This window comes from Vagococcus elongatus, from assembly GCF_003987645.1.
Classification (GTDB): domain Bacteria; phylum Bacillota; class Bacilli; order Lactobacillales; family Vagococcaceae; genus Vagococcus_A; species Vagococcus_A elongatus.
This window is the reverse complement of the sequence record NZ_NGKA01000002.1, coordinates 270,779-293,251: the sequence shown is the minus strand read 5'-3', so window position 1 is coordinate 293,251 and position 22,473 is coordinate 270,779. Positions and strand designations below refer to the sequence as shown.

The 22,473-nt window shown below is 40.2% G+C and carries 26 protein-coding genes; 17 read left to right on the top strand and 9 right to left on the bottom strand.

What is annotated here, in order from left to right; genetic code table 11:
• Positions 1 to 112 precede the first annotated feature (112 nt).
• The 11 genes from yycF to CBF29_RS02725 all read left to right on the top strand — a co-directional run bounded on the left by yycF (position 113) and on the right by CBF29_RS02725 (position 9,239).
• Positions 113 to 817: a response regulator YycF gene (gene yycF, locus CBF29_RS02770; protein ID WP_126807051.1), complete on the top strand. Its 705-nt coding sequence runs from the start codon at positions 113 to 115 to the stop codon at positions 815 to 817.
• A 12-nt stretch (positions 818 to 829) separates the two neighbouring features.
• The gene (gene walK, locus CBF29_RS02765) at positions 830 to 2,653 is read left to right on the top strand and encodes a cell wall metabolism sensor histidine kinase WalK (protein ID WP_126807049.1); all 1,824 of its coding nucleotides are present in this window, start codon (positions 830 to 832) and stop codon (positions 2,651 to 2,653) included.
• Positions 2,650 to 3,957: a YycH family regulatory protein gene (locus CBF29_RS02760; protein WP_126807047.1), complete on the top strand. Its 1,308-nt coding sequence runs from the start codon at positions 2,650 to 2,652 to the stop codon at positions 3,955 to 3,957. The genes walK and CBF29_RS02760 overlap by 4 nt, the downstream gene beginning before the upstream one ends.
• Entirely contained in the window at positions 3,957 to 4,790 is an 834-nt protein-coding gene (locus CBF29_RS02755; protein ID WP_170169967.1) for a two-component system regulatory protein YycI, read from the top strand. Before CBF29_RS02760 ends, CBF29_RS02755 begins: the two co-directional genes overlap by 1 nt.
• A 38-nt stretch (positions 4,791 to 4,828) precedes the next feature.
• Positions 4,829 to 5,638, top strand: coding sequence for an MBL fold metallo-hydrolase (locus tag CBF29_RS02750; RefSeq protein WP_126807043.1), 810 nt, complete (start codon positions 4,829 to 4,831; stop codon positions 5,636 to 5,638).
• Positions 5,639 to 5,853: 215 nt separating this feature from the next.
• Positions 5,854 to 6,486: a helix-turn-helix domain-containing protein gene (locus CBF29_RS02745; RefSeq protein WP_126807041.1), complete on the top strand. Its 633-nt coding sequence runs from the start codon at positions 5,854 to 5,856 to the stop codon at positions 6,484 to 6,486.
• A gap of 143 nt (positions 6,487 to 6,629) precedes the next feature.
• A complete protein-coding gene (locus tag CBF29_RS02740) occupies positions 6,630 to 7,103 on the top strand; it encodes a MarR family winged helix-turn-helix transcriptional regulator (protein ID WP_211334237.1) in 474 nt (157 codons plus the stop codon).
• A gap of 5 nt (positions 7,104 to 7,108) precedes the next feature.
• A complete protein-coding gene (locus CBF29_RS02735) occupies positions 7,109 to 8,047 on the top strand; it encodes a ring-cleaving dioxygenase (protein WP_126807039.1) in 939 nt (312 codons plus the stop codon).
• Between the two features lie 167 nt (positions 8,048 to 8,214).
• Positions 8,215 to 8,490, top strand: coding sequence for a GNAT family N-acetyltransferase (locus tag CBF29_RS02730; protein WP_126807036.1), 276 nt, complete (start codon positions 8,215 to 8,217; stop codon positions 8,488 to 8,490).
• 93 nt (positions 8,491 to 8,583) lie between these two features.
• Complete coding sequence (locus tag CBF29_RS13695; protein ID WP_170169966.1) at positions 8,584 to 8,751, top strand: hypothetical protein; 168 nt, start codon at positions 8,584 to 8,586, stop codon at positions 8,749 to 8,751.
• Between the two features lie 179 nt (positions 8,752 to 8,930).
• Complete coding sequence (locus CBF29_RS02725) at positions 8,931 to 9,239, top strand: hypothetical protein (RefSeq protein ID WP_126807034.1); 309 nt, start codon at positions 8,931 to 8,933, stop codon at positions 9,237 to 9,239.
• A 66-nt stretch (positions 9,240 to 9,305) separates the two neighbouring features.
• Here CBF29_RS02725 and CBF29_RS02720 read toward each other — a convergent pair whose 3' ends face one another.
• The 4 genes from CBF29_RS02720 to CBF29_RS02705 form a co-directional block, all read right to left on the bottom strand.
• Complete coding sequence (locus CBF29_RS02720; RefSeq protein ID WP_126807032.1) at positions 9,306 to 10,721, bottom strand: sensor histidine kinase; 1,416 nt, start codon at positions 10,719 to 10,721, stop codon at positions 9,306 to 9,308.
• The gene (locus tag CBF29_RS02715; protein ID WP_126807030.1) at positions 10,718 to 11,398 is read right to left on the bottom strand and encodes a response regulator transcription factor; all 681 of its coding nucleotides are present in this window, start codon (positions 11,396 to 11,398) and stop codon (positions 10,718 to 10,720) included. The genes CBF29_RS02720 and CBF29_RS02715 overlap by 4 nt, the downstream gene beginning before the upstream one ends.
• 18 nt (positions 11,399 to 11,416) lie before the next feature.
• Positions 11,417 to 11,689, bottom strand: a complete 273-nt coding sequence (locus tag CBF29_RS02710) for an SHOCT domain-containing protein (RefSeq protein ID WP_126807028.1) — start codon at positions 11,687 to 11,689, stop codon at positions 11,417 to 11,419.
• A gap of 147 nt (positions 11,690 to 11,836) precedes the next feature.
• Positions 11,837 to 12,670, bottom strand: a complete 834-nt coding sequence (locus tag CBF29_RS02705; protein WP_126807026.1) for a MerR family transcriptional regulator — start codon at positions 12,668 to 12,670, stop codon at positions 11,837 to 11,839.
• 84 nt (positions 12,671 to 12,754) lie between these two features.
• On the opposite strand from CBF29_RS02705, the gene CBF29_RS02700 reads away from it, so the two are divergent.
• From CBF29_RS02700 to manA, 3 genes are all read left to right on the top strand, one after another.
• The gene (locus tag CBF29_RS02700) at positions 12,755 to 13,783 is read left to right on the top strand and encodes an NAD(P)H-dependent amine dehydrogenase family protein (protein ID WP_126807024.1); all 1,029 of its coding nucleotides are present in this window, start codon (positions 12,755 to 12,757) and stop codon (positions 13,781 to 13,783) included.
• 286 nt (positions 13,784 to 14,069) lie between these two features.
• The gene (locus CBF29_RS02695) at positions 14,070 to 14,810 is read left to right on the top strand and encodes a hypothetical protein (protein ID WP_126807022.1); all 741 of its coding nucleotides are present in this window, start codon (positions 14,070 to 14,072) and stop codon (positions 14,808 to 14,810) included.
• Positions 14,811 to 14,897: 87 nt separating this feature from the next.
• A complete protein-coding gene (gene manA, locus CBF29_RS02690; protein WP_126807020.1) occupies positions 14,898 to 15,872 on the top strand; it encodes a mannose-6-phosphate isomerase, class I in 975 nt (324 codons plus the stop codon).
• A 48-nt stretch (positions 15,873 to 15,920) separates the two neighbouring features.
• On the opposite strand, the gene CBF29_RS02685 is transcribed toward manA, so the two are convergent.
• The 3 genes from CBF29_RS02685 to CBF29_RS02675 form a co-directional block, all read right to left on the bottom strand.
• Positions 15,921 to 16,454, bottom strand: a complete 534-nt coding sequence (locus CBF29_RS02685; protein ID WP_126807018.1) for a 3'-5' exonuclease — start codon at positions 16,452 to 16,454, stop codon at positions 15,921 to 15,923.
• Between the two features lie 95 nt (positions 16,455 to 16,549).
• Positions 16,550 to 17,071, bottom strand: coding sequence for a hypothetical protein (locus tag CBF29_RS02680; protein WP_126807016.1), 522 nt, complete (start codon positions 17,069 to 17,071; stop codon positions 16,550 to 16,552).
• The gene (locus CBF29_RS02675; RefSeq protein WP_126807014.1) at positions 17,068 to 17,820 is read right to left on the bottom strand and encodes an exodeoxyribonuclease III; all 753 of its coding nucleotides are present in this window, start codon (positions 17,818 to 17,820) and stop codon (positions 17,068 to 17,070) included. The genes CBF29_RS02680 and CBF29_RS02675 overlap by 4 nt, the downstream gene beginning before the upstream one ends.
• Positions 17,821 to 18,039: 219 nt before the next feature.
• On the opposite strand from CBF29_RS02675, the gene CBF29_RS02670 reads away from it, so the two are divergent.
• On the top strand, positions 18,040 to 19,005 hold the full coding sequence (locus CBF29_RS02670) for a TraB/GumN family protein (protein WP_126807012.1): 966 nt from the start codon (positions 18,040 to 18,042) through the stop codon (positions 19,003 to 19,005).
• Between the two features lie 81 nt (positions 19,006 to 19,086).
• On the top strand, positions 19,087 to 19,986 hold the full coding sequence (gene murB / locus CBF29_RS02665) for a UDP-N-acetylmuramate dehydrogenase (protein ID WP_126807010.1): 900 nt from the start codon (positions 19,087 to 19,089) through the stop codon (positions 19,984 to 19,986).
• 107 nt (positions 19,987 to 20,093) lie between these two features.
• Here murB and CBF29_RS02660 read toward each other — a convergent pair whose 3' ends face one another.
• Entirely contained in the window at positions 20,094 to 20,945 is an 852-nt protein-coding gene (locus CBF29_RS02660; RefSeq protein ID WP_126807008.1) for a helix-turn-helix domain-containing protein, read from the bottom strand.
• Between the two features lie 413 nt (positions 20,946 to 21,358).
• Between CBF29_RS02660 and CBF29_RS02655 the strand changes: the two genes are divergently transcribed.
• Complete coding sequence (locus CBF29_RS02655) at positions 21,359 to 21,559, top strand: cold-shock protein (protein WP_126807006.1); 201 nt, start codon at positions 21,359 to 21,361, stop codon at positions 21,557 to 21,559.
• Between the two features lie 54 nt (positions 21,560 to 21,613).
• On the opposite strand, the gene CBF29_RS02650 is transcribed toward CBF29_RS02655, so the two are convergent.
• Positions 21,614 to 22,240, bottom strand: a complete 627-nt coding sequence (locus CBF29_RS02650) for a GyrI-like domain-containing protein (RefSeq protein WP_126807004.1) — start codon at positions 22,238 to 22,240, stop codon at positions 21,614 to 21,616.
• Positions 22,241 to 22,473: the final 233 nt, after the last annotated feature.

The window sequence follows — 22,473 nt, the reverse complement described above, 5'->3', positions numbered from 1 at the left end:
TCATTTGAGATAAGGCAAAAAAGGTGTGTATCCATTAAATGGAAAGGTTTAATATTTTGACGAAATAGGGTATAATGGCTTAGACGTCCTTTGATACGAGGAGGAAACTATCATGAAAAAAATTTTAGTTGTAGACGATGAAAAACCGATTTCCGATATTGTGAAATTTAATTTAACCAAAGAAGGATATGAGGTCTTTACTGCCTACGATGGCGAAGAAGCGATTGCAAAAGTTGAAGAAGTAGAACCTGATTTGATCTTACTGGATTTAATGCTGCCTAAGATCGATGGGCTGGAAGTCTGTCGCGAGGTCAGAAAAAAGTATGACATGCCGATTATTATGGTCACTGCAAAGGACTCAGAAATCGATAAGGTTTTAGGATTGGAATTAGGAGCGGACGATTATGTGACGAAGCCGTTTTCTAATCGTGAACTAGTGGCAAGAGTGAAGGCGAATTTGCGACGTCAAGGAACAGTGAGTGCAAAAGCTCAAGAAGAAGAAACGAATGAACTGGAAGTTGGAGATTTAACCATCCATCCCGATGCTTATATTGTGTCAAAACGTGGCGATAAAATCGAATTGACTCATCGTGAATTTGAATTACTGCATTATTTGGCCAAGCATTTAGGTCAGGTTATGACCCGGGAGCATTTACTTCAGACTGTTTGGGGCTACGATTATTTTGGCGATGTGCGTACAGTGGATGTTACCGTACGTCGTTTGCGTGAAAAAATTGAAGATAGCCCGAGCCACCCGACTTGGCTGATCACCCGCCGCGGGGTAGGATATTATTTAAGAAATCCCGAGCAAGATTAGGAGAAGGGAACAATGAGGAAAAGAATAAAATTTTTCCAATCTGTTCATTTTAAAATAGCCATGGTGTTTGCTCTGCTGCTGCTTTTTTCAGTGGAGATCATCGGGGCTATTTTTATTCGTGAACTGGAGAGCTCCACAATTGGTACCTTTAAGGAAAATGTGGACAGTCAGGTAGAACAGTTGGCATCTAATTTAAGCAATGAGTTGTCTGTCGGCAAAGAAGAGCAGGACGACAGCAATTTAAAACGTCTGGTCAGCGAATTCTCCCGAAACGATATTCTGGAAGTTCGAGTGGTGGATGATAAAGGTATTGTCCGGGCAACCAGTGAAGTAGCCAAGCAAAATGACATCGGGAAGAAAAATGAGTTCGGCAGTTTGAATGATTTCGAGGCCAAAGGTGAAGAACATAAAGACCCAGATACTGGTAAACGGGTGTACCAGAAAAATCAGCAGATTTATTCAGCTGCTGGGACTTCGGTCATTGGTGCCGTCTATGTGACCAGCAACTTGGAAAGTCAGTATCAGGAAATCAGTGACATTGCTCTGATATTTTTTACCGCCTCAATGATAGCCATGGGAATCTCGCTGGTTATCGCAATGCTTGTGGCCCGAACGATTACCAAACCCATCGGTGAAATGCAGCAGCAAGCGAAGAAAATAGCTGAAGGAGTGTACTCTGGAAAAGTAGAAGTCTATGGTCAGGATGAATTGGGGCAGCTGGGAGAAACGTTTAACGAGTTGTCTGATCGAGTGGAAGAAGCCAGAGAAACCCTTGAAGCTGAACGTCACAGGTTGGACAGCGTACTGTCCCACATGACAGATGGCGTGGTGGCGACAGATCGCCGCGGGAAAGTTGTTATCATCAATGAAATGGCACAATTATTACTGGAAAAGACTGCTGAGGAAGCAATCGGTCTGTCCATTCTAGAATTATTAAATATTAAAGAAGATTATTCTTTGCGACAATTGCTGGAAGAACAAAACGAAAAATTAATTGACGTGATGAATGATGACAACGAACTGACTATCCTAAAAGCTGACTTTGCGATGATTCGCCGAGAGTCCGGTTTCATTAGCGGGTTAGTCTGTGTACTGCATGACGTGACGGAACAGGAAAAAAATGAGCAGGAGCGTCGGGAGTTTGTGTCCAACGTATCCCACGAACTGCGGACACCGTTGACAAGTATGCGGAGTTATTTAGAAGCCTTGGCTGACGGTGCTTGGGAAAATCCTGAAGTGGCTCCGAAGTTTATCAATGTCAGTTTGGAAGAAACAGACCGGATGATTCGGATGATTTCAGATTTACTTGAATTATCACGCATGGACAGCAAGAATCAGCCTCTCCAAAAGGAATTAGTAAACTTAAATGAAATGTTCAACTTTGTAATCGAGCGGTTTGAGATGCTGATTACAAGCAATAACATGAACTATAAAATCCGTAAAGAATTTACTAGGCGGACAATCTGGGTTGAAGTAGACTCTGATAAAGTGATACAAGTGCTTGATAATATTATGAACAATGCCATCAAGTATTCACCTGACGGGGGGGAAATCACTTGCAGTTTACTGGAGACCCATAATAATGTGATTATCAGCATTGCCGACCAAGGGATGGGGATTCCTAAGAGAGATTTGAAACGTGTCTTTGATCGTTTCTTCCGTGTGGATAAAGCCCGTTCCCGTTCATTGGGCGGATCAGGCTTAGGCTTGGCTATTTCCCGTGATGTGATACAAAATCATGGGGGGACCATCTGGGTAGAAAGTGAAGAAGCAAAAGGCTCAGTATTTTACATATCACTTCCGTACGTGCCGGTAGAGGAGGATCTTTGGGAATGAGATTACGAGATAAAATCGTCAGGTTGCTGCTAATTGCCATGATCCTGCTTAGTTTATTTCTATCTTTGAGGATTTGGACACAGTCAACCGACAAACAAGTCAGAACGACAGATACTGAGGCAGCCGATAGATTACAGGCGCGGTCTGCTGAGCGTGTGTTTGTCCCGTCGAATTTAGTGTATCATCCGGAAAGCGGCGAGAATCTTTATACTAACCGTGAAAGTCTCATTCAGGGAGTGCTGGCTGAGAGTTTGAGCTTTAATCTTTCTAACTTAAACGAACTGCCGTTGTCCACAAGACAGGCCTATATAGACTACTTGAAACAAACGGAAACCGTGGAGCTGATTTTCCCCAATGCCCTGCCTCTAGGGTATTATCTGGAAATCAATGGTTGCGGCATTCGCGACGAACTTGATGATCATGCCATGGTCAGCCGGATTTTGATTAATTACAAACGTAAGAAACTGTCTTTTTTGGATGACAAGCAGAAAAAAATTTATGCAGCAGATTTTCAAGGCAATACGACTGCTTTAGAAAATCTTGTGAAAGAAAAAGATAATCGTTACATTGCGGCAGAATTAGAAGAGGAAACCGATCCGATTTTTTACAGTTATTTAGGAGAAGTGAAGTTAAAGAAGTATAGTTATATTTTAGAAATCCAGTCTTACACAATGTTTTCGAAAATGTTTTTCAGCAGTACAGAAGATATTTTTTCTTCAGATAATGCCAACAAAGATGTACGGCTGCTCACTAATTCGGGACAAAAACTGACTGTTTCGTATGCGACAGGGGAGATACTTTTCACTGATCCCCAAATCCTGTCTCAAGATCCTACGGTTGAAAAAAATAACAATCTTCATGAGAAAACCTTTGGCTATATCGAAAAGATGGGGAAAACAGCAGATGGGGTCCGTTACTTTGACCAGGCGGGGACGAAGATAACTTACCGAAGATATGTGGAAGGTTATCCGATTTTCAGTGACTACTATCGGGGGCGGATTGAAATAACTGCCAACCCGAGCGGGATTAAACTTCTGACGAATCAAAACATCGTTCAAGTTCCGATTCCTTCAGATGAGGAAGTACCTTTGCCGCCAACGAAAGAAATCCTGCAGCAGTTGCTGGATGCAGGCATGAAAAATGAAGAAATGCAAAACATTCAAGTTGGCTACTCTTGGAAAACTAATCCGGATAATAAGCAAATCGTCGATCTAGAGCCTGAATGGTATGTTAAATACCATGATGAATGGCACAAAGTATCAGATACTTTGCAGCTTCTGGAAAAGCAAGGAGGAGAGCTGTAATGGACTTTAAACGAATCGAGTTGATTTTTTTATGTACGTTTTTGACCTTGAACATCTTCTTGTTGTATACTTTTTTTCAAGGGAAAAATGAGTCTGTTTCCTCCAATGGGATAAACAATATGCAGAATATTGAAGCACGCTTGTCAGAAGAAAAAATAAAATTTGACCATACCTTTTCTAAAGAAAGCGGAGAAGCATATTATTTAAGTGCCACACCAACGGACTTCTACGAACTGGATTCCGTACTTGCCTCAGGGGTTAAACTCGTTGAGCGTCAAGTGATCAGCAAAGATATCAGCGCAAGACAAACAGTTATTTTTGACGAAGAGCATGCCACAGAAGAAGCGACGCACTTTATTCATAAAGGCAATCAAGTTGTCTTTGGCGATGATTATGAGTATCATGGAAATCTGGTGGCAGATAAAAATAGTTTTTATTTTTCTCAAGAATATAAAGATATCCCTTTTTATGATGAGACTAGTGCACTGGTTTTGAATGTGGAAGCAGAAGAGGGCGGAAATTATAAATTGCTGGACTATACTCAGACCCACCTTTCCAACGTGGAAGAACTGCGGGAAAAGCAGTCGATCATCACGGAACATGATGCGATTGTGACGCTGTACTTGAGCAACAAAATACCAAGCGGTTCAGCAATCGAAAAGACGGCTCTGGTCTATACTCGTATCTATGCCGTGAAAGAAAAGCATGTTTACGTTCCTGCTTGGTATGTGTGGGTAGATACAAACGGCAGCAATACCAGCCAGTTGGAGAAAGTCAATGCTTTTTCCAATACGATTATCACCACAACAGTTTCGGATTTGAAAAAAGAGTAGTATAATAACAATGATAACAGAGGAAGCGGTGTACGAAAGTGAGTAAAAATGCAGCTTTTCATGTGAGTGTGCTGGCTAGCGGCAGTACAGGGAACTCCTTATATATTGAAACTGAGCAGAAAAAAATATTGGTGGATGCCGGGTTGAGCGGGAAAAAAATCACCAGTTTGATGGCGGAAGTCGATCGGTTGCCCCAGGAACTGGATGCTATCTTAGTGACCCATGAACACACTGACCATATCAAGGGTGTGGGAGTGTTGTCGCGGAAATATGGTATCGACGTTTATGCCAATGAACCGACATGGACGGCGATGTCTAAAAATGTGGGGAAAATCGCAGAAGAACATCGTCATATTTTCTCCATGGGTTCCGTATTGACCTTAGGAGATGTGTCTATTGAAAGTTTTGGTGTGTCACATGATGCTGCCGCCCCTCAATTTTATCAATTTCACAAAAACAATAAATCTTTTGCGATTTTAACGGACACGGGCTATTGTAATGACCGTATCCGAGGGACTATCAGGAATGCTGACGGCTATGTGATTGAAAGCAATCATGATTTGGAAATGCTGCGAATGGGCAGCTACCCGTGGAGCTTAAAGCAGAGAATTTTAGGGGACACAGGGCATTTGTCAAATGAAGATGGGGCTTTGGTGATGACAGACTTGATAGGGAATAAAACCAAGAAAGTCTTTCTTGGGCACTTGAGCCGTGAAAATAATATCAAAGAGTTGGCTCACATGACCATGAAGCATGTGTTGAATCAGCACGATATCGATACGATCAACGGGGTATGTCTGTACGACACGGACCCGAATTATGCCACAGAACTATTTGCCATAGGATAATCAGATAAGAAAGAACGACCCGAAAAGCAGGTCGTTCTTTTTTTTCGAGAATAATTATTTTAGGTTTTATGTTTTCCAAACAGCTCCATCCCTTGATATAACAGCATGACAAGAAACTTAGCAAAGAAAAATTTTGAAAAATGGTAGATGACAGCTATCTAATCTAGTATGCTGAGATAAGTTCTTATAAGATGGCAATTGAAAGGAAGATAGAGATGCAATTTGGTGAAAGATTAAAAAAAGCTCGAATGGCTTTGGGGGTGACACAAGAAAAAGTCGCTGCTGACATACATGTGTCCCGCCAAACAATTTCAAGTTGGGAAAATGAACGGAGTTATCCTGACATTAATGCTTTAATACTATTGAGCAACTACTATCAACTTTCTTTAGATATCTTATTAAAGGAGGACAACGGTATGGTAGAAGAAATCAAAAGGAAAGAAGAATTGGTGAAAATCAACAGAGTCTGGGGGATTTCGTACGCAATAAATCTTGTGTTAGCGGGGCTCATGCTGATCAGCTCGTTTATTAAATCAGAAAATTTCAACATGGGTACAGGGATACAAGTGATTGTAATTATTGTGATGCTTTTAAACATGGCCCTCTTGGTGATGGTGACTTTAGAGAAGAATAAATTGAAAAACTCAAATAAAAATATTTGGGAAACAAAATCTAAACTAATCAAAGGGCTGCTTTTGTTAGCAGGACTGTTTTCAGCTGCTGGTATTGTTTTGATCAGGTCAGATTTCCCGCAAGGTTACCATGTGTTCGGACTTGGAACAGGTATGTTGGCAGGAGGATTGCTTTTCTTCGGAATAAAAAAATTTTTAACCCGCAACGATCAGTGATTTAAGCTGTGAGTCTCAGAAAAATAGAAATATCACGGAGATAGCTTGCCTATGAATAAAAGATAGGGAAGCTGTTTTTTTGATGAGTATTTATAAAGGCAGAAAAATTGTTTTTTTGTCGATTGATATGTAAACTGATTACAATGACTACGATGAAAGGACTGATTGGTGTGAAAGTTTCTCGCTTAGGTATTGTTGTTTGGTTGAGGCTCTTGCGCTTTGTAAACCACAGCAACAGTTTATCCAATGAATATTTAGCTAAATATAACTTATCCATTGCCAAATTTGATGTTTTAAACCAAATTTTTGTGGCGGGTGCGTTGACACAACGGGAATTAGCAGAAAAACTGATGATTACTCAAGGCGGTATTTCTCGCATGCTGGCTCGTCTCGAAAAAGATGGTTATATTCAGCGCAAAATCGATTGGAAAACTAAAACGATCACTTTGACTGATGCAGGTGAAGAGTTGATGAGGGTAGTCCAACCGAAACAAGAAGCCTTTCTATCCTCAATCTTTGAAGAGGCGCTGAACAAGGAGGAGCTAAAAGAATTTAGCCGATTATTGAACAAAGTTTATAAGGTCGGCCTCAAAAAAGAAATCAGAGAGGAAGGGTGATAAGAATGAAAATTTTGGGCCATCATCATGTGTCGATTCATACAAAAGATATTCAATTAATCGATGATTTTTACCGGCATATTTTAGGGTTCCGCCGGGTGAAAAAAACTGTTAATCAAGAAGATACTAGTATGTATCATCTTTTTTATGGAGATAAGGTGGGGACTGCCGGAACAGAGATGACTTTTTTTGAAATCCCTGACGTAGGCACGACTTATCGCGGGACGAACGCTATCAGTCATGTTGGACTGCTAGTTCCCACGAATGACAGTCTCAAGTTTTGGAAAAGAAGATTTGAAACGCATGAGGTTTTCCACCATCAGCTGACAACAGTTCATGGGCGCAAAGCTTTATTTTTTGAAGACCCGGACAGACTGCAAATTTATTTATACAGTAATGAAGGCTTTGACAGTCCTCCTAACGTGGATTGGGATTTTTCAACAGAGATTCCCCCTGAGCATCGCCTGCTTGGATTAGGCCCAGTCACCTTGTCCGTCAGAGATTTAGGGAAAAGTCGGGAAATTTTGACTAATGTATTGGGCTATCAAGAAGTTGTTTCGGGAGAAAAGACCGCTATTTTTCGAACGTCTTCGAAGGCAGCCTATGGTGAAATAATTTTGCGGGAACTGCCTGGCGAGCGGGAAAAATCCGGACGGGGGTCGGTTCATCACATGGCACTCAGTGTCAAAGGTAAAAAAGAGTTGGAAAATTATGCTGAACTTTTAAGTAAAAAAGGCATTCGTCATAGCGGAATTGTAGACCGATTTTATTTTTCCAGTTTGTATTTTAGAGATCCTAACAGTATTCTGTATGAACTGGCAACTGAAGGACCAGGGTTTACGATAGATTCTTCCGTTGAGACTTTGGGGCAGAAATTGGATTTGCCTCCCTTTCTCGAAGAAAACCGGTATGAAATTGAAAAGAAACTGACGCCGATACCGTAGGGCAGTTCATGTTATCTTCGTAGAAGGTTTGTTAAAGAAACCTTGATGATTGTGTCTACGCATATTTTACGTTAAACTAATGACGTTAGACTGGAATAAAAAATATAGTGTGACTAGGCAGTAAAAAGCGACTATTGATGTTAACAGAATGGGGAAGAGGCGAAAATATGAAAGTAATTGATGAAACAGCTCGTGTTGCATTTGTGGATGATGCAGGAAAACTAATAGGAGAAATCACCTTTGAATTGCAAGGGACAGACACGTTAGTTTTGAACCATACAGGTGTTGACCCGGAATATCGCGGGCAAGGGATTGCCGGGCAACTAATGGATTTAGCAGTTGAAAAAGCACGAAGAGAGGGCAAGAAAATATTGCCAATGTGTTCTTATGCTGTGAGAGCCTTTGAAAAGAACCCTGATTATGGCGATGTTTTGAAAAAATAATATTGATAGTGAACAGCCTTCAAAAGCGACCAGAAACCAGAATCAACGGTCACTTTTGGAGGCTGTTTTATTCCAACCCCGATGGCAAATCCAATGAGTGAGCCTAATACAGGCTTATCAAGCACCATCTCAAATATTAAAGCAATAGAAATTCCAGAAGCAGCACTCGTTGAAACAATGAGAATAGTTTTTCATTTAAAGCACTCTTTTATGACAAAGACAGCATATAACGAAGCGATAACATTAAAGAAAAGCGGATGAATCAATCAAGTATTTTTGACTATGATGACTAGCTGATGGCGGGGCTCTATTATCTAACTGAACAAAAAATTCAGATAGATACTTAAGTTGAACATTTCGTGTAAAATGGCATGGTAGTTTGGTATAATATAGACAAGTTAAATTCAAAGATTTCAAACTTATTTTAAGGAGGGATTTTAATGGAGACAAAAAAAGTGTCTTTACTTTCACTGCTTATTTTTTTAATGGCTGTTATTTGCTCTTTTCCTCTTTTTTACTTTATGTCACCTTCTCACACGTTGCAATCAGAAACTGTGACTAAATACTTTAGCTTTGTTCGTTTGCTTTTAATAGGCGGGAATCTTTTATCTCTCTTTTTATCCGTTTCGTTATTTAGGAGAGTTAGAAATAAAATAGTTTTGATTCCTCTGATATTTTCTTCGGCAGTCTTGCTCTATTTTGGAGGTCTCCTGCTATTGGGCTGGATGATATTTGGAAATGGGCCTTAATAAGCTATTAATAGATTAAAATAGTCATAAAAAGTTCTTCATCAAATGATATTGATGAAGAACTTTTTATATGTGCCGCAAGGGCAGAGTGATAGTAAATTTAGTCCCTTTTCCAAGTTGGCTTTGTACGGCAATCTCCCCTTGGTGAGCTGTCACGATACTTTTGACAATGTATAGACCTACGCCCTGTCCCCCCGAGTCACGGGAGCGGGAAACATCGCTTCGATACAAGCGTTCGAAAATCCGCGGCAAGTCATTTTCAGGGATACCCATGCCCTCATCAGCAAAGGTGATAATCAAGTCGTCTTTTTTTATCTGCCACTGACAGATGATTTTGCCGTTTTTTTTGGAAAAATTCAAACTGTTGGCCATCAGATTTGTCAACACCTGTTGCAGCTTGTCTTGATCACCTTCAATTTGCACGTCAGGTCCGATCATTTGAAAGTCGATCTTTTTTTCGATAAATTTATGGGAAAAATTAGTTGCTACCTTGGACACTAAATCTTTAAAGTTAAACCGTTCGATTATTAGTGTGTCCTCATTTTTTTCCAACTCCCCCATGTTGTCAATGTCACGAACCAGTCTAGTCAGGCGGGTCACTTCCTCACGGCAGAGGAGCAGCCGTTCAGGGGTTATTTCCCAAATGCCGTCAGCCATGGCTTCCAGACTTCCTTGGAGCGTAGTGAGAGGTGTGCGGATTTCATGGGCGATATCCGTGGACATTTGTTTTCGGTACTGTTCTTGTTGGCTGAGGATAGCACTCAATTTATTTAAAGCTTCTGTCAATTCGTTTAATTCTGTTACCCGGGTCTTATATCCCAAACGCTCATCAAAATTTCCATCTGCCATTTTTTGAGTCAAGACAGTAGTGTGTGCGATGGGACGGCTGATATGTTTTGCAAGAAAAACAGCGAATAAAAAAGCAGCAGGCAGAGATAAAACAAAAATAATCACTAAACTTTTTTTAATATCTTCTGCAAATTTCTGGTCTTGCTCATTGTATAGACTGTCTTCATAGTATTGGAAAAGTACAGAGCCGATGGGGGTATCATTGGAAGACAGACTTAGCTGTTGTTCTCTAAAATTTTCTGCTGTTTCATCTAGCTTGGACATGCCGTGGTTAGGCGATCCGTGCAGACGTTTATTATGCCCGGAGCCGTTCATGTGCCCATTGCCTCTGTCAGTTGAGGAATTCCAAATGACCACATCTTCAGCATCGTAAACAATAAATTGTAAATCTTCCTTATTCATCTGCTGACTTAGAGTGAGCAGGTCTTCTTCTGACCAGACAGCTGTTTGAGTATCGAAAGTCAGCTCGATTTCCGCTGCATAGTCAGTCAGTTTGTCCTGATACTTCTCTGCAACATAGTCATCAAAATGTTTGTCCGAGAGGTAAAAGGTGACCGCGCCCAATGACCCGATCAACAGTATCAATATGGCAAGAAAGGATAACAGTATGTAAGTTTTTAAGTTTATTTTCATACAGATTCTCCAAAGCGATAGCCGACACCGTGGACGGTTGCGATGAAATGAGGCGATTTGGGTTTATCTCCGAGTTTGTGCCGAAGATTTTTGATATGAGAATCAATCGCCCGTTCGTAGCCTTCAAAATCCGGTCCGAAAATATGGTCAATCAGCTGTTCCCGTGAAAAAACCAATGTTGGGTGCGCTGCAAAAGTGACCAGCAAGTCAAATTCCGTTGCCGTTAAAGAGATGGGGATATCTTGCAGCGTGACTTTGCGTGATTGTTGATCGATTATCAGTCCGCTTTTTGGAAAGTGGAGAGTATCGTTTGTCTCTGGGTAGCAGCGTTTAAGAACGGTTTTGATTCTTGCCACTAATTCTTTGGGACTGAAAGGCTTGGTCATATAATCATCTGCCCCAAGGTCTAGCCCCAGCAAGATGTCATCTTCAGAAGACTTTGCTGTCAACATGATGATTGGGGTGTCGGAGTGTTGCCGGATTTTTTTTGCCACACTTATTCCGTCTAATTTGGGCAGCATTAAATCCAGTACAAGCAAATGAGGAGCAGTTTGTTCAAACTGCTCCAAAGCCTCGAGCCCGTCTTTGGCTGTCACGACTTCAAAGTTTTGTTTTTCTAAATAAGCGACGATGATGTCAAGAATGTTTTGTTCGTCTTCTACGATCAAAATTTTCATGGGGAAACTCCTTGCACATTATTTCTGAATCAATTTTTTCTTCCTAATAAATTCCTCTTCCGTTAGACTGCCTTCCACAAATTTTTTTGCTAAAATTTCCTCCGCCGATTCCGGCTCCAAATCAGTAGACGCTTGATGTTGTTTGGGAAATGTCTGTCTCGGTCTTTGTAAAAGTTTTATTAAGACTATCATACCGATAACCAGTAAGATTAACCAGAGAAATCCGTTCCCTCTTAACGTAGACAGATAATGACTGTTTTGCCAAATGTTTGGATAAGTGCAGTGAGACATCTTCGTTCCAGCTCCTTTTTGATATAGAACAAGTATAAAGCAAGAGTATGGAGATATTATGTAGATAGACTCTCTTTGAAAAACTTTCATCAAACTAACGGTAACAGTTTGTTATCTATACATTTAGTCAGCTAAAGTAATATTAAGTTAAAATACCGGGACTTGCATGCGGATAAACATATTTCGTGACAGTTGGTTGGAATGGGGGATTTCATAGACTACCTCACAAATATAATCTCCCGCCACTTGCAGATTTCTTTCTTCTAACATTTTTTTCAACACTAAAATTTCACTTGTTTCCTCTTCAAAGGCCTCACAGTAATGAATCGCATATTGTTGCCGCGGTAAAGTAGTAAAATTCTCCAGATGACTCAAGTGCTTATCGCAAAAGATAAACATCGTTCTGGAATCTAGCTCCTCCTGTCGGAAATTTTCTTGAGCCATGATAGACCCCACTCGGTTAAATTGATAGACAGGAATATGATGGGCAACGAGACTTTGTTTAAATTGGCGTAGGTGCAATTCGTACTCTAAGAGATCCATTTCGTAAATATTTTTCGAAATCGGAAACGTCAGGATGTCTCTTTTTGGTAAAATGGTTACTTCAAAGGATTTTTGTTGGCTTTTTTGTTGATAAATATGATTGGTTTCTTTGAAGGATTGAATCAGTCTCATTTTTTCTTCAATACTTTTTTTTTCAGCGGATAATTCAAGATATTTTTGTTCAACTTTTTCATTCAGTGTATCCACTGTGTTTTCCTGATCTAAAATATTTTTGATTTCTTCCAGTGAAAAGTTGAAGCTTTTTAAAAATTGAATACTGTCCACAATGGTTGACTGCATAACATCATAATAGCGATAGTTCGTTAATTTATCCACTTTGGCAGGCAGCAGCAGTTCAATGCTTTCGTAGTAGCGCAGTGTTTGAATAGGAATATTGTTCAACTGTGCAAAATCGCCTATTTTAATTAGTGTATTCATTTTAAAACTCTCCTTGACTCTCTACTTACTATAGACATTATACTTTAATTGTGAACGTTTTAACATTAAAAAACCTTAGGAGGCATTCACATGGAAAAAGTAAGAGTGATTCAGTATGGTTGCGGAAAAATGTCTGAAGTGCTGTTTCGTTACTATCATAAGCATGGCGTGGAAATCGTTGGTGCCATTGATAACAATCCGGAAGTCGTTGGGCAGGACGTGGGCGACTTTGCAAACTTGGGCGTAAAAACAGGTGTGAAAATTTCTGACAATGCCAAGGAAGTTTTCGAAAATTGTGATGCTGATATTGCTGTCGTGACGATCTTTAGTTATATGCCAGAAATGTATTCTTTCTTCGAATTAGCATTAAAGCACGGTGTCAACATTTTAACTACTTGTGAAGAAGCAATCTATCCATGGAACACGTCACCAGTGGAAACCAATAAACTTGATAAATTAGCTAAACAAAATAATGTGACAATCACCGGCAGCGGCATGCAGGATATTTACTGGATCAATATGCCTTGTCTGATGATGGCGGGGATGAATGACATCACAAAAGTCAAAGGTGCCGTCAGCTATAACGTGGAAGACTATGGTTTGGCGTTAGCCGAAGCTCATGGTGCCGGCTACTCCATGGATAAATTTGATAAAGAAATCGCTCAAGCTGAAAGCTTCCCTTCTTATATGTGGAATGCTGCAGAAGGCATTTGTTCTAAAATGAACTGGACGATTGCTTCTATTTCTCAAAAGAGTGTACCGTTTACGTTGGACGAAGATGTTTATTCTGAGACTTTAGGCCGGACGATTCCTGCAGGCGAAGCAACAGGAATGTCTGCAGTCACAACAATCAAAACCCATCAAGGCATTGAGCTGGAAGTGGAATGTATCGGAAAAGTGTATCGTGAAGATGACGGGGATATGTGTGATTGGGAAATCATCGGGGAGCCGGGAATGAAGTTTTCAGTTGAGAAGCCGGATACTGTTGCTCATACATGTGCAACCGTAGTCAACCGAATCCCATCTGTCCTTTACGCACCAAGCGGTTTTGTAACAGCAGAAAAATTGGATGATCCCGAGTATTTGACTTACCCGATTCATTTAAGCTTATAATCCAAAAAAGCGCTCTTGAAAAAGAGTGCTTTTTTATTTTTCAGTTTTTTTAAGTCTGTTTACCATAGCTTGCTGATTAAGAACGAAGCCAAGCCCCGAATCATCGACTGACGATACGTGTGGTTTAACGTTTAATCCTATTATCTAAAGACAGAGTCAGGCGGGAAACTATGATATAATTTGAGTGTATCAACGTTCCGGTTGATGTCTTGATAGTTTAAAGAAAGAACATTAAATAGGCAAATAGACTTGAAACAGAAAAATCAAAAGGACGGAGGTCTGGTGTATGAATGAAGCGAAAGAAAAGTTTATTTCTGAAGTTTTCAGCGCAGAGCGTAGAAGGTACGGGGCGGACCAAGGAGCCCTGCTCCGTACATGGGAGAGAAATCTTGGCGATGATCAAGAGAAAATCCGCCGGTTAATGACGCGGGTGCTGAAGAAAAAACTATCTGACGAAAATATTTTAAGCTATTTAAAGCGACTGAATTTTCAAGGTTGCGGTTTTGCGGCGGCAACAAATATTATTTTTGAAAGATTTGCAGGAAGAGCGGCAGAATTTGGGTGGCGTTATGGAATAAACTATTATGATGAGCAAGGACGAGTCAATTTAAATGAACTGCTGCTGACTTTTTATCATGCTGAGAATAATTGGCGGCACATTCCTCTGACCTCTGTTCAGTTTAAATTTCTTTATCCGGGCGTCCGGGCGGGAGATTTACGAGTGAATATTCAAGTTTTTACCAAAAAACATGGCGAAGAGATTACTGGGCGTTGGCTTTGGAGCGGCAGTGATTTGCAGACGAGACAGGAGCTGGTGTCAGGTAAGCTGGTTACGTTGACTTGTTACCTTAATCAGATGCACTTGATTGCACCAGGCAATGCAAGTTATAAAACCGTTGACAGCAGATTTCATACGGTCACGCTCACAGGTTATGATGAAGATCGTGAGGCCTTTGTGGTCAGCTCTTGGGGCAATAAATATTTTCTGCCGAAGTTACCTCCGATAGTCAGTCTGTTTTCGTATTAAAAAGACACAATTATCTTTTTTAACCTATGACTGTTGATTGTACTATGATAAAAAAACCTATATAATAAAAAAAGAAAAAACAGGAGGATGAGGATGATTTTAAACAAACCGCTTTTTATCGAACCCGTGCTTCAAGAAAAAATTTGGGGTGGGACCAAATTACGAGATATTTATCATTATGATATCCCTAGTGAAAAAACAGGGGAGTGCTGGGCAATCAGTGCCCATGAAAACGGTATGGGCCATGTGTTGGCACCTAAAGAATTTCAAGGGATATCTTTAGCAGAGTTATTCAGTACTCAGCCAGAACTTTTTGGCAACCCGCAAGTCAAAGAGTTTCCATTGTTGACTAAAATCATTGATGCAGCAGATGATCTTTCCGTTCAAGTACACCCAGACGATGCTTACGGTTTAACCCATGAAGGAGAACTGGGAAAAACAGAATGCTGGTACGTGATTGCAGCTGATCCGGGTGCTGAAATCGTGTTTGGTCATACAGCTCAAACAAAGGAAGAGTTTATCGAGAGAATCGATAAAGGAGAATGGGACGAACTGCTTCAATCAGTGAAAGTCAACGCAGGGGATTTCTTCTTTGTGCCTAGCGGTACGATTCATGCGATCGGTGCCGGTGTCATGATTTTGGAGACCCAGCAAAGCAGTGATACGACTTATCGGGTGTATGATTATGACCGTAAGGACGATCAAGGGAATGTTCGGGAGCTGCACATCCAGCAAGCGATTGATGTGACTACGATTCCCCATCATGTGCCTGCGCTGACAGAAAAAACAGAAAAAATAGGGGACAGTGAAATTAAAACATTGATTGAAAGCGACTATTTTAATGTTTTCCACGGGCTGATTAGAAATGATGTCAGCTTATCCCAGAAAAATAAGTATACGTTAGTCAGTGTCTTAGAAGGACAAGGAACGATTGAAATCGCTGGTGAGGAGTGGCCGTTGACCAAAGGACAGCACTTCATTTTACCTGCGACGGTAAAAGAGTGGAAACTCTCTGGTCATCTTGATATTATCAGTTCGACACCAGGAACTAAAAACAATTAATAAAAACAGCGGTATTTCTCTTTTTAACAAGAGAAGTATCGCTGTTTTTTAAACCATTTTGACAAATTGTTTCAGCTGTTGCGGGCCGAACCGTTTTTCTTGTTCTAAAACAATAGAAGCACAAGCCACACTATCTTCCAGCGCATCGTGGTGATTGTCCAACTGAATTCCCAGATTGGCACAGACGGTATTCAACCGGTGATTGTCAAATTGAGGAAATAGTTTTCGGCTGCTGCGGACGGTACATAATGAAAGAAAATGAGCAGGTTCCAGACGATAATAATCAAGACAGCCTTTAAGGACCCCATTGTCAAAGGGGGCATTATGAGCGGCAATCAGATGATCGTCTTGAAAAAAATCTTTGATTTCCGGCCAAATATCAGCAAATGTAGGGGCTTCTTTGACCATCTCGGGCCGAATACCGTGAACTTGGATATTGCGCCAGTGAAAATCAGTTTGGGGATTGATCAAAGAATAGTATTTTCCAACAATCTTGCTGTCCTGAACGACTGCCAGAGCCACAGAACAGGCGCTGTGTCTTTTTGCGTTGGCAGTTTCGAAATCCAATGCGATAAAATTCATTCTTTCCTCCTATGGTTAATTTTTTTCTTTGGTTTCGTATATAATTTTTGAGTTTTTCTATTTTTCTACTTTTTAAGGACGGGGCTCCGTGTTTCTTAGGGTTGCTTTTTATTGTATGCAAGTAAGGCTAAACTGCCGCCGCCTAAAAAGATGACAGTGACAAACAGAAGTTGCGGAACAACGCTTTTTTTTGAGTTGCTTTCTTTTTCCATTGTTTCCTTGCTGAAAGAGGATGTCTCTTTAGTGTCTTTTGACGCGATAGTATTCGTTTCTTCCCCAGGGGAGATGAGTGTCTGATTGACCAAATCGTATGTCAGGGTGACAGACTGGTTGGTCAGATAATCAAAAACCATCAATTTGATTGTTTCAGCTTGGTCGTCGACAGGTATCACAAAATGACCTTGGTCATCTGCCACGACCTCCCCGACCACATTTTCTAGGGAGATGTTGGCATTGGGGGTCGTTCTGCCTTGAAGAGAGGCATTTTCAGCATCATAAACTAAATCTGCGACGGTTAATTTTTCTTCTCCCATTTCATCGGCAACATAAGGCACAGGAAACATCAACACATTTAACATCAACAGAAGGCTTATTCTTTTGAAAAAATATGTGTTCAATCAATCACCAGCTCAACGGGGCAATGGTCGCTGCCCATAATTTCCGTATGAATAGTAGCGGAGTTCAGGCGGGCATTTAATTTTTCAGAAGTCACAAAGTAATCGATCCGCCATCCGGCATTATTTTTTCTCGCATTAAAACGATAACTCCACCAAGAATAAACGCCCTCAAGCTCTGGATAAAAATAACGGAAGGTATCGGTGAAGCCGGCCTCTAAAAGTTGGGAGAATTTTTCTCTTTCTTCATCGGTAAAGCCTGCATTCTTACGATTGGTTTTCCAGTTTTTTAAGTCAATGTTTTGATGAGCAACATTTAAATCCCCGCAAAGGATCACAGGTTTCTTTTGATCAAGCGCTGTGAGATACTGACGGAAATCATCTTCCCACTGCATTCGGTAATCCAGTCGCTTTAATTCGGATTGGGAGTTTGGCGTATAGCAGTTGACCAGATAAAATTCAGGGTATTCCAAAGTCAGGACCCGTCCTTCCCGGTCGTGTTCAGGGATACCCATACCGTAGCTGACATTAAGCGGTTCTTCCTTAGCAAAGACTGCCACTCCGGAATAGCCTTTTCTTTCAGCGTAATTCCAGTATTGATGGTAGCCCGGCAATTCTATATCTACTTGATTTTCCTGTAGTTTTATTTCTTGTAAAGCAAAAAAATCCGCGTCTAGCTGCTGGAAAATTTGCATAAAATCTTTTTTTAATATGGCGCGAAGTCCATTGACATTCCATGAGATAAATTTCATGTGACGCCTCCTTTAATAATTCTGCCCTCATTGTATCGAAAAAATGAGCGAAATACCAACCTAAAACAATCATTTGAAAAAAATTTAAAGGGGCCACAGACAGCAATTAACATTGAAAGTTTTTTTTATAAGAAAAAACTGGTAAAATAGGTAAGGATGAAAAGCCAGACATAAAATAGCTGGTCATAAGATGAAACAGGATAGAAAAAGGAGAATCTAATGAATAATAAAAAAGTAAGATTATGGGCGGCAGGACTCTTACTAAGTTTGGGATTGTTTGGTGGCTGTGCCTCTAAGGAACAAGGGACAGAGACCCAAGAAGTTACAGACCAAAGTGAGAAACAGCTTGCGGTCGATGAGGGAAAGAAACAGCTGGAGGTCAAGTGGCCTTATTATGAAATAATAAAAGATGGACAAGTGCAAGGCTATCTGCTCGGGACAATTCATGTGGGCAAACAAAGCATGTACCCATTTCCAGAAAGAATCTTGGGGGATTTGGAAAAAAGTTTTAACTTTATCACAGAAATAAAGATGTCTGAGTTTGAAAATCCGGAAACCGGGGAAAAAGCTCAAGAAGCGATGGCGGCAGAAGAACCTTTGACAACAAACATGACCGATGACGCCCGAGAAAAGTATCAGGAAATCTTAAAAGATTACGGGTATCAGGAAAAAGATGTGGCTTCGATGAACCGCTTTGGTGTCAGTCAAATGCTTCAAGCTAAAGTATTACCTGCAGTTGCGGCAACTTATGGGGTAGATATGCAGCTGAGTGCACATGCCAAAAAAAATAAAAACCAAAAAAATATCGGTCTAGAAACAGTTGCTTTTCAGTATCAAGTGCTGCCGAAAATGTATGAAGAGCCCGAAGATATCAATGCTTGGATTGAGACCCTTGAAACGAAAGAAAAATATAAAGAAGCTATGGACGAATTGCTGCAGGCGTATGTGGATGGAAAAATCAGCGAGATTTATGAGAATCCGGAAACCTCAGGCATGTCATCAGAACAAAACGAAATACTGCTGGTAAATCGGAACATGAACTGGATAGAGCAGCTGCCGGAGTATCTGCAAAAAGAAAATCAAAGTTTCATAGCTGTGGGTGCAGGACATCTGCCGGGAGAAAAAGGTCTGTTGAACTTACTGTCTCAAGCGGGTTACGAAACATCACTTGTGACATTTGAGTAAAATGAGAAACTATTCGAGCCCGGTTGATTTTATAACAAGTCGTGGTAGAATGTAGAAAATAGATTTAGAGGAGAAAAACCCGTGGATAAGAACCAAATTCAGCAAGATTTACAAGACATTCAGCTAAAATTTAATGAACCGTTATCCAAATATACTTACACAAAAACCGGTGGCCCCGCTGACGTACTGTTGTTTCCCAAATCTCAGGAAGAAGTGTGCCAGATAGTGGCTTATTGTTCTGCCAATCATTACCCTTGGATGGTGCTGGGAAATGCCAGCAATTTGATTGTCCGAGACGGCGGCATTGAAGGTTTTGTTTTAATGTTGACTGAAATGAAGAACATTCAGATAGAAGGAACGAGATTAATCGTTGACGGCGGAGCTTCCCTAATTGAAACTACGAAACAGGCGCTGGAGGCTTCGTTGACAGGTATGGAATTCGCCAGCGGCATACCCGGAAGTATCGGTGGCGCTGTTTATATGAATGCAGGGGCGTATGGCGGAGAAATCACTGACGTTTTTGAATCTTGTACCGTGGTATGGGAAGATGGTAAAGTAGAAACGATTCCCCATGACCAAATGGCATTCAGTTATCGTCACAGTTGTCTGCAAGAGCGAAAAGGGGCAGTCTTGTCGGTCTCATTTGCATTGAAACCGGGTAATCGTGAGCAAATTCAGGCTAGAATGGACGAGTTAACACATTTACGTGAAAGCAAACAACCTTTAGAATTTCCTTCTTGCGGGAGTGTTTTTAAACGTCCCGAAGGCTATTATACGGGAAAGCTTATTCAAGAGGCGGGATTGCAAGGATTTATGATTGGCGGGGCGCAAGTCTCTACCAAGCATGCCGGCTTTATCGTCAATACGAATAATGCTACAGCAACTGACTATGTAGAATTGATCCGTCACATTCAAAAGGTTATTTTTGAAAAAAATAACGTAAAACTTGAAACAGAAGTCAGAATTATCGGCAGAGAATAAAAAATTCTACTAGTGCTTTAAATTGTGAAGAACTGTCATCGCCATTACTGGTGAGTGACAGTTCTTTTTTTCCATCATAAAATTTAAAAATCCCCAGTGTCAGCTTTTTAAATTTCAGCTGCCAAATTTTGTTCTCTGACCGCCACAGAGGTCAGTGTGTCGATCAATTTGATTGATTCTAACGTTTTCGGTATTTGATGATGTTCCTGAGAAATAATGCCCTTCAATAAAAAAAGCTGATCCAGATAGTAGAGAACGTGATTTTTTTGCGCCCAAGCAATTCCTTGTGCAACAGCTCTGTCAGCTAAGTCATACAGTTGATGGTTGATAAATGCTGTCCCCACATGATATATTGCACGAACCAGTTCAATATTAGTTCTTTTTGCTGAGTTGTAACTGAAATAACTAAGACTTTTTTTCATAAAAAGTAGGCCTGCCTCTGTCTCTCCCTGAAATAAACGTAGGCGCCCTAGTTCGCTCAAAAGAATGATTTCCATGTCTGAGCTGCCGGTTTGCTCAAAATCAAATGTGCAGTCTAAACTTTCTTGCAGAAGTTTTGTCACCCCCTTTGAATGAGAATCAAATGAAGCTAAAGCACAGGCTTTATAATAATAGTAAAGTTGCAATTCCTCTTTGGAGAAATGAGCTGGAGGAACATATTGTTGTGAAATCAACAGACTCAGTTGTGTATATTGATGCGTCTGGTGTAAGTATTGCATCAATTGCAGCCAGTCCCGTGATTTTTGTGAATGTGGAGAATGTTCGTTCATCGCTTCTTCTACCGAAATATTTAAACGCTTGCAAATTTCTGTCATGATAAGAGCATTTGGGATAACTTCATTATTCTCTATGCGGCTAAGCATGGCTTGGGAACAAATGTCTTCTGCTAATTGTTTTTGCGACAATTTCATTTCTTTACGAACTTTTTTTAAATTAGTTCCGTAGGTATGGTCGTTCATTCATTTAGCTCCTCTCGAAAATAACGTCTCAAAAAAATTTTATCTAACTATTAGCAATTAAGCAACTTTTTCAACTGTTTATGTTATTTATTTATGTTTTAATCTATGTTATATAAACATATGCGATAAAATGAGTGTTTTTAAATGGAGTGTATTTTTATGGCAAGGCGAGAGAGGGATTACTGGGGAGAGGAAGAAAAAAACTAGTAAAACAGTGAAATCAAAGGAATTTCACTGTTTTTTTAGAAAAAATTTTAAATTTTAGCAAAAATCCTTTGCCGAATGGAGATGGTTGTGGTAGAATGAATTTAGTGATTTTTTGTAACGGAGCTACAGGTAAGTTGTTTTAAACTTTTTCCTTAAACTTCCATTCAAGAACTACACAAATATTTTGGGAAAAGGAGGAGTTTAGAATGACTGAAGGAACAGTAAAGTGGTTTAACGCTGAAAAAGGTTTCGGATTCATCACTGTTGAAGGTGGCGACGATGTGTTTGTACATTTCTCAGCTATCCAAGGCGACGGATTCAAAACTTTAGAAGAAGGTCAAGCAGTTACTTTTGACGTAGAGTCAGGAGACCGTGGACCTCAAGCAGTAAACGTGAACAAAGCATAATTATGCTTTTATGTTGAAACTTAGAAACACTCACTAATTTTAGTGAGTGTTTTTTTATTGTCTTTTTTCGACAGGGAATCTTAGAGCAGTTTTTAACTTCTCGGGAGCTGTTCTACGAGGATCGGATAAATAAATTTCTTTATGTTGAACACCAAGGCGACAATAGCCTTCGGTTCTACAAAAATCGGTCATCTGAGCGAAACTTTCAGCTTCATCATCATAACAGCCTTCGTGGAGCATTTGTACCACCAATCCCTCTTCTAAAGCTAAGAAAAAGACCTGCTTTTGAAATTTCTCCGGCACTTTGTTTAATATCAAAGGCTGTATTAGGGGAAGCATGTCCTCCGTAAAGAAATCAGGCTGACGAATCATCAAAGTATAAACAAGTTGTTTTTTGTCCAAGGGGTTATTTTTAGTGACAGGTGTTTTGCTATCCCAAATACCCTCTAAGGGGAAGACAGTGTAATCATAAAAACCGGGTAAGTCGAGCCCTTTTCTCCATGACATTTTTATCCCGTAGGAATAGGCGTATAAAGCGGCAGTTTTTTGTGAAAATTCTTCTTCATTGGGGTCTCCCTCTCCTGTGATGGCCAAATAATTCATTTTGGGAACGGTGAGCACCTGAGGAGATTTTTTTGGTAAATACAAAGCTTTATCTCGTTTGCGCCATTCGTATTTCATTTTTTTCCTCCTAATATTGTCATAATGACCCCATCATATCATCTGACCTAAGGCTAGAGTCTATAAAATTAAGAATTAATTAAGAGTTATACTAACAATTTTTTCAGAAATATTTTTTATAATAAGTGTAATGCAAGAGATAAATAGAAACTATGGCGTTCTTTATTAAAAACAGCCAGCTGTATGGTTGTGCTTTTTGCTTACTTTTTTCTGTCCCCGTTTGAGAATATGTT

Coding starts and splice junctions, on each gene's coding strand:
- yycF (WP_126807051.1), top strand. CDS start 113: ATGAAAAAAATTTTAGTTGTAGACGATGAAAAACCGATTTCCGATATT.
- walK (WP_126807049.1), top strand. CDS start 830: ATGAGGAAAAGAATAAAATTTTTCCAATCTGTTCATTTTAAAATAGCC.
- CBF29_RS02760 (WP_126807047.1), top strand. CDS start 2,650: ATGAGATTACGAGATAAAATCGTCAGGTTGCTGCTAATTGCCATGATC.
- CBF29_RS02755 (WP_170169967.1), top strand. CDS start 3,957: ATGGACTTTAAACGAATCGAGTTGATTTTTTTATGTACGTTTTTGACC.
- CBF29_RS02745 (WP_126807041.1), top strand. CDS start 5,854: ATGCAATTTGGTGAAAGATTAAAAAAAGCTCGAATGGCTTTGGGGGTG.
- CBF29_RS02740 (WP_211334237.1), top strand. CDS start 6,630: ATGACTACGATGAAAGGACTGATTGGTGTGAAAGTTTCTCGCTTAGGT.
- CBF29_RS02735 (WP_126807039.1), top strand. CDS start 7,109: ATGAAAATTTTGGGCCATCATCATGTGTCGATTCATACAAAAGATATT.
- CBF29_RS02730 (WP_126807036.1), top strand. CDS start 8,215: ATGAAAGTAATTGATGAAACAGCTCGTGTTGCATTTGTGGATGATGCA.
- CBF29_RS13695 (WP_170169966.1), top strand. CDS start 8,584: ATGAGTGAGCCTAATACAGGCTTATCAAGCACCATCTCAAATATTAAA.
- CBF29_RS02725 (WP_126807034.1), top strand. CDS start 8,931: ATGGAGACAAAAAAAGTGTCTTTACTTTCACTGCTTATTTTTTTAATG.
- CBF29_RS02720 (WP_126807032.1), bottom strand. CDS start 10,721: ATGAAAATAAACTTAAAAACTTACATACTGTTATCCTTTCTTGCCATA.
- CBF29_RS02715 (WP_126807030.1), bottom strand. CDS start 11,398: ATGAAAATTTTGATCGTAGAAGACGAACAAAACATTCTTGACATCATC.
- CBF29_RS02710 (WP_126807028.1), bottom strand. CDS start 11,689: ATGTCTCACTGCACTTATCCAAACATTTGGCAAAACAGTCATTATCTG.
- CBF29_RS02705 (WP_126807026.1), bottom strand. CDS start 12,670: ATGAATACACTAATTAAAATAGGCGATTTTGCACAGTTGAACAATATT.
- CBF29_RS02695 (WP_126807022.1), top strand. CDS start 14,070: ATGAATGAAGCGAAAGAAAAGTTTATTTCTGAAGTTTTCAGCGCAGAG.
- manA (WP_126807020.1), top strand. CDS start 14,898: ATGAGGATGATTTTAAACAAACCGCTTTTTATCGAACCCGTGCTTCAA.
- CBF29_RS02685 (WP_126807018.1), bottom strand. CDS start 16,454: ATGAATTTTATCGCATTGGATTTCGAAACTGCCAACGCAAAAAGACAC.
- CBF29_RS02675 (WP_126807014.1), bottom strand. CDS start 17,820: ATGAAATTTATCTCATGGAATGTCAATGGACTTCGCGCCATATTAAAA.
- CBF29_RS02670 (WP_126807012.1), top strand. CDS start 18,040: ATGAATAATAAAAAAGTAAGATTATGGGCGGCAGGACTCTTACTAAGT.
- CBF29_RS02660 (WP_126807008.1), bottom strand. CDS start 20,945: ATGAACGACCATACCTACGGAACTAATTTAAAAAAAGTTCGTAAAGAA.
- CBF29_RS02655 (WP_126807006.1), top strand. CDS start 21,359: ATGACTGAAGGAACAGTAAAGTGGTTTAACGCTGAAAAAGGTTTCGGA.
- CBF29_RS02650 (WP_126807004.1), bottom strand. CDS start 22,240: ATGAAATACGAATGGCGCAAACGAGATAAAGCTTTGTATTTACCAAAA.